A 3,772-nucleotide genomic window follows, 5' to 3' on the forward strand; every position below is an offset into this window, starting at 1 on the left:
GTGAGGCAGCCCGCCGGCGGTATCTGCCCCATCCGGCGCATGCGGCGCTGAAAACGATGCTGAGTCCGCTTCTGCGGGAGATTATCGTGCTGGATTTTACGCTGACGCCGGAAAACAGCACGGCGGTGTGACATGACGGAAAGAGACTATGCCAGAAAGTGCATTACGGGATGCCCTCAGGCAGGCCCCGGCCAGGAAATACGCTAAAAACACCCTGCTGTGGCGTGACGGTGACAGGCGCAGCGGGCTCTGGCTGATTAAGTCCGGGGCGGTGAAAACGTTTCGCATCACGCCGGGCGGGGATGAGCAGGTCACCGGGTTTTATCTGCCCGGGGAGTATCTCGGTATTGATGAACTGCCCGGTGAGTCACACCGGGGATATGCGCAGGTGACTGACGACTGCGCCGTTCACCAGTTATCCCCGTCGCAGCTGGAGGCGTTTATGGATACGCGCGACGCGCGGCGGTACGTTTACCGGCTGATGAGCGACTGCTTACGCGGGAACAAGGCGCGGCTCCGTCAGCTGAGCCGGCTGAGTGCCGGCGAGCGCCTGGCGCATCTGATTTATGACATTGCTTCCCGGTATGGTGCTGAGGGGCGTGTGATGTGTGAGTTTCGTCTGCCGATGCTGCGATACGACATTGCGGACTATACCGGGATGGCACCGGAAACGGTGACGCGTGAAATGCTGAAACTGGTGGCGGCGGGGGCATTCCGGTTCAGGGGCCGGCAGGTCTCGGGGCTGCGGGCGGACATGATGGCGAAACTGGCGGGCAATGCACTATCATACAGGCCTGACGGGCACGGCGTAAAGAAAATGCGCCGGGCCGGAAAGAGTCGGTGACGGGGCTGCGGGGCGGTATGGCGCTCAGTGTGGAATGACAGAAAACCCTGGACAGATAAATGTGCAGGAGAGGTCACCCGTATTGACGCAGCCTGTCTCCCGGTCACATGTTCTGCAGTGATATTCCCTTAACAGTCAGGAGATGTTGCGATGTCAAAATTAACAGCTGCAGTACTGGGCTCTGCCCTGTTTTTGTATGCCGCGGGAACGCTGGCAGCCGTACCGGTCACACCGGTGAATTCCACGGTACAGCACATTCAGGGTGATTCGCTGAAATCGAAAGCCACAAAGGCAACCAAAAAACACGCGAAAAAGAAAGCGGTGCGTAAAGCGAAGAGAAAAGCGGTCCACACGCTGGTGAAGTAATGCATGAGGGCGGTTTTCTTTTGCAGGGAACCGTCCTGAATCAGGTCTGCCGTGATACAGGGACGTGGTGTCTGGCGTTATTATCATTCATAACCACCTGCTGTATTTTGTTTTGAAAAAAAAAGACAGCACGGATCTTATTTCATTCAGTCTGGCTGAGTATCGAGGTCCTGGTTTTATAAATATTGTCACGCCTGAACCTGGCGTCATGAATGCCGGGTTACCATGTTATGGCCTGCGTTATTTATTCATGATAAATTTATGCTATCATGCCACTGTCTTAACGGTATTTGCCGTTGTCAATTTTTTTATTTTTCAGGAAATGCCGTCGCCTCCCACTATTACAAAGTGACAGTCATCTGTGCGGGTCGGGTAAATAATAATCGTTAATTACATCTGTATTCTGATTGCTACGGAAAGTAACGTACTGATACCTGTACTTACTTTTTATTTGTGAGTTTATTTGAAATGCTTACCGATTGACGATAAGGTTGAAATCCCGGTCAGCAGTGACTTTTTCCATGCCTTGTCTGACCGGGACGTTTATTCCCTGGTGTTGGCTAATGTGGCTACCGGACCGCTAAGGTCCGGTTTTTTTAACATCAGAACAGAATAGAGTCTATAACAGGGTGGTGTACGCGTAAATTGTACTTAAGTTCCGCCTTGCCTGTTCTAAAGTACAGGGGGCAGGTCCTCACCCGATAAAGAAATTCAACTGTCGTGGACCTGAAATGCTGTCTATTTTTAACGAAAATAAAACAATAGCAGAAACGCTTCGTGAGCATATCAGCCGGAAACTGACCTCATTTGGCACCCTGGAGTACGCCTATACGGTCATCAGTAAAAAAAATCCGTCCGATGTGTTTATTATCTCCAGCTATCCTGAAGAGTGGGTTAACCTCTACCAGGGCAATAATTTTCAACTTACTGACCCGGTTATACTCAATGCTTTTAAGCGTATTTCTCCTTTTGTCTGGGACGAAAACATCGCGTTAATGTCTGATTTGAAGTTCACCCGGATTTTCACCCTCTCCAGACGTTATAATATCGTCAACGGATTCACCTTTGTGTTGCACGACCACATGAATAATCTGGCGACACTGTCAATCATCATTGACAGTAATGAACGAGGGGAAATGGAAGCCCGGCTTTCCTCTGAACGAGGCAGTATGCAGATGTTGCTCATTGATATTAATGAACAGATGTATCTTCTGGCCGGTTCTGTCCCGGGGGGCCCGGGAAGTGAAGGGAAACCCCTGTTAACCCAGAGGGAAAATGAGGTGCTGTACTGGGCCAGCATGGGGAAAACATATCCGGAGATTGCTGCCATTGCCGGCATTTCGGTGAGCACAGTGAAATTTCACATGGGAAAGCTCGTGCATAAGTTTGGTGTCAGCAACGCCCGTCAGGCTATCCGACTGGGCGTTGAGCTTGAGCTGATTATACCGGCAGCAGCAACGGCCAGGAGATAACAGACTGAGGAGGGCATGTAAGCCCGGTAACCAGTCCTGCAGCCATCCGTGCTTGATCTGACTTTTCTGTGGGTAAATACACCAGATAGATACGCTCCTGCGGGCTGAGGAATGCTTCACAGAGCTGAGATATCTGCCAGCCTGACCGCTTCAGGATAGTTAACATGGCACGGCTCACGATGGTATAAATGCCATTTTTTTCATGGTGTATGGCCCAGTTGATCATGGAAAGAAACAGGATCTTGCTCACGGGATAGTGCTCCCCCAGTAATTCCCGGGCACGTGCTTTGTCGACAAAAAATCGACTCGATTCTGTGCCGGTGGCCGGGAGTGGTATTTGATTAAAGCACTGCCGGAAGGTATGGGTGATCATATTTGGCTGGCTGAGGTTTGCGAAGCGCACGCTGCAAACGAGTTCACCTTTATACATACCCAGTATGTAGCGTGTGTCTGGATTATCGAATTCATCGAACTCCATATCAAACTTGCATGTGACATCCCACCCAAGCCTGTCACTGAAGGTTTTTTTGCGTAGCCGGTAAAGTTCGTCCGAATGCGTTGACTGCAATTCTTCGTAACCGACATCAAATAATTCTAGCATTTCAACTCCTTATTTTATGGCTGAAGCAGGATAAACCGCGTCACTGACAGGCGAGTGCCGGGATCCGGTTCATACGCTTTTGCTGGTAATGGACATTTTTTCCGCGGGGCAGGTGCTCAGGGGACACAGCGACTACGATGCCGGCAGGACAGGGGAGTGCAGGGCATACGGTCCCTGTTGTGCCTGCAGAGGGGGGAAGTCTTGTGTTTTTCCTTTCTTTCTTCGGTGTGCTCAGCGCCAGACGCAGGAGTGGCTCTGTTTCTGCCACCGGGCTGAGTTGAGTGACTTTCTTACGGAATGCTTGAGTCTTTTGGTTAATCAGATATTCCAGGGCGTGGATACGTGCGGGGTAGTCATATTTCATGCTGTGCTTATAACAACGGGAGGGGGCTTTACAACATTTTCCGGAAGAACAATGATCCGCTCCGAAGAGGTCAGCATCAGGAACGCTTTCTGAATAATGTTTCGTATAGTTTTAATCAGCGGAAT

At 50.7% G+C, this 3,772-nt stretch carries 5 protein-coding genes; 4 read left to right on the plus strand and 1 reads right to left on the minus strand.

Going from position 1 to position 3,772, the window contains the following annotated elements; all coding sequences use genetic code 11:
* The first annotated feature begins 148 nt into the window (after window positions 1–148).
* From AAIR21_RS27340 to AAIR21_RS27355, 4 genes are all read left to right on the plus strand, one after another.
* Window positions 149–844, plus strand: a complete 696-nt coding sequence (locus AAIR21_RS27340) for a Crp/Fnr family transcriptional regulator (protein WP_422701502.1) — start codon at window positions 149–151, stop codon at window positions 842–844.
* Between the two features lie 150 nt (window positions 845–994).
* Window positions 995–1,210 (plus strand): hypothetical protein, encoded by a 216-nt coding sequence (locus tag AAIR21_RS27345; protein ID WP_333169027.1) that lies wholly within the window; start codon window positions 995–997, stop codon window positions 1,208–1,210.
* 67 nt (window positions 1,211–1,277) lie between these two features.
* Window positions 1,278–1,562, plus strand: a complete 285-nt coding sequence (locus AAIR21_RS27350; protein ID WP_422701503.1) for a hypothetical protein — start codon at window positions 1,278–1,280, stop codon at window positions 1,560–1,562.
* 379 nt (window positions 1,563–1,941) lie between these two features.
* Window positions 1,942–2,682 (plus strand): helix-turn-helix transcriptional regulator, encoded by a 741-nt coding sequence (locus AAIR21_RS27355; protein ID WP_333169028.1) that lies wholly within the window; start codon window positions 1,942–1,944, stop codon window positions 2,680–2,682.
* Here the strand turns inward: AAIR21_RS27355 and AAIR21_RS27360 are convergent.
* Window positions 2,651–3,283, minus strand: a complete 633-nt coding sequence (locus AAIR21_RS27360; protein WP_422701504.1) for an acyl-homoserine-lactone synthase — start codon at window positions 3,281–3,283, stop codon at window positions 2,651–2,653. The genes AAIR21_RS27355 and AAIR21_RS27360 overlap by 32 nt on opposite strands.
* Window positions 3,284–3,772 lie beyond the last annotated feature (489 nt).

Origin of the sequence: Enterobacter sp. PTB (genome assembly GCF_051130085.1) — a bacterium.
Lineage (GTDB): Bacteria > Pseudomonadota > Gammaproteobacteria > Enterobacterales > Enterobacteriaceae > Enterobacter > Enterobacter ludwigii.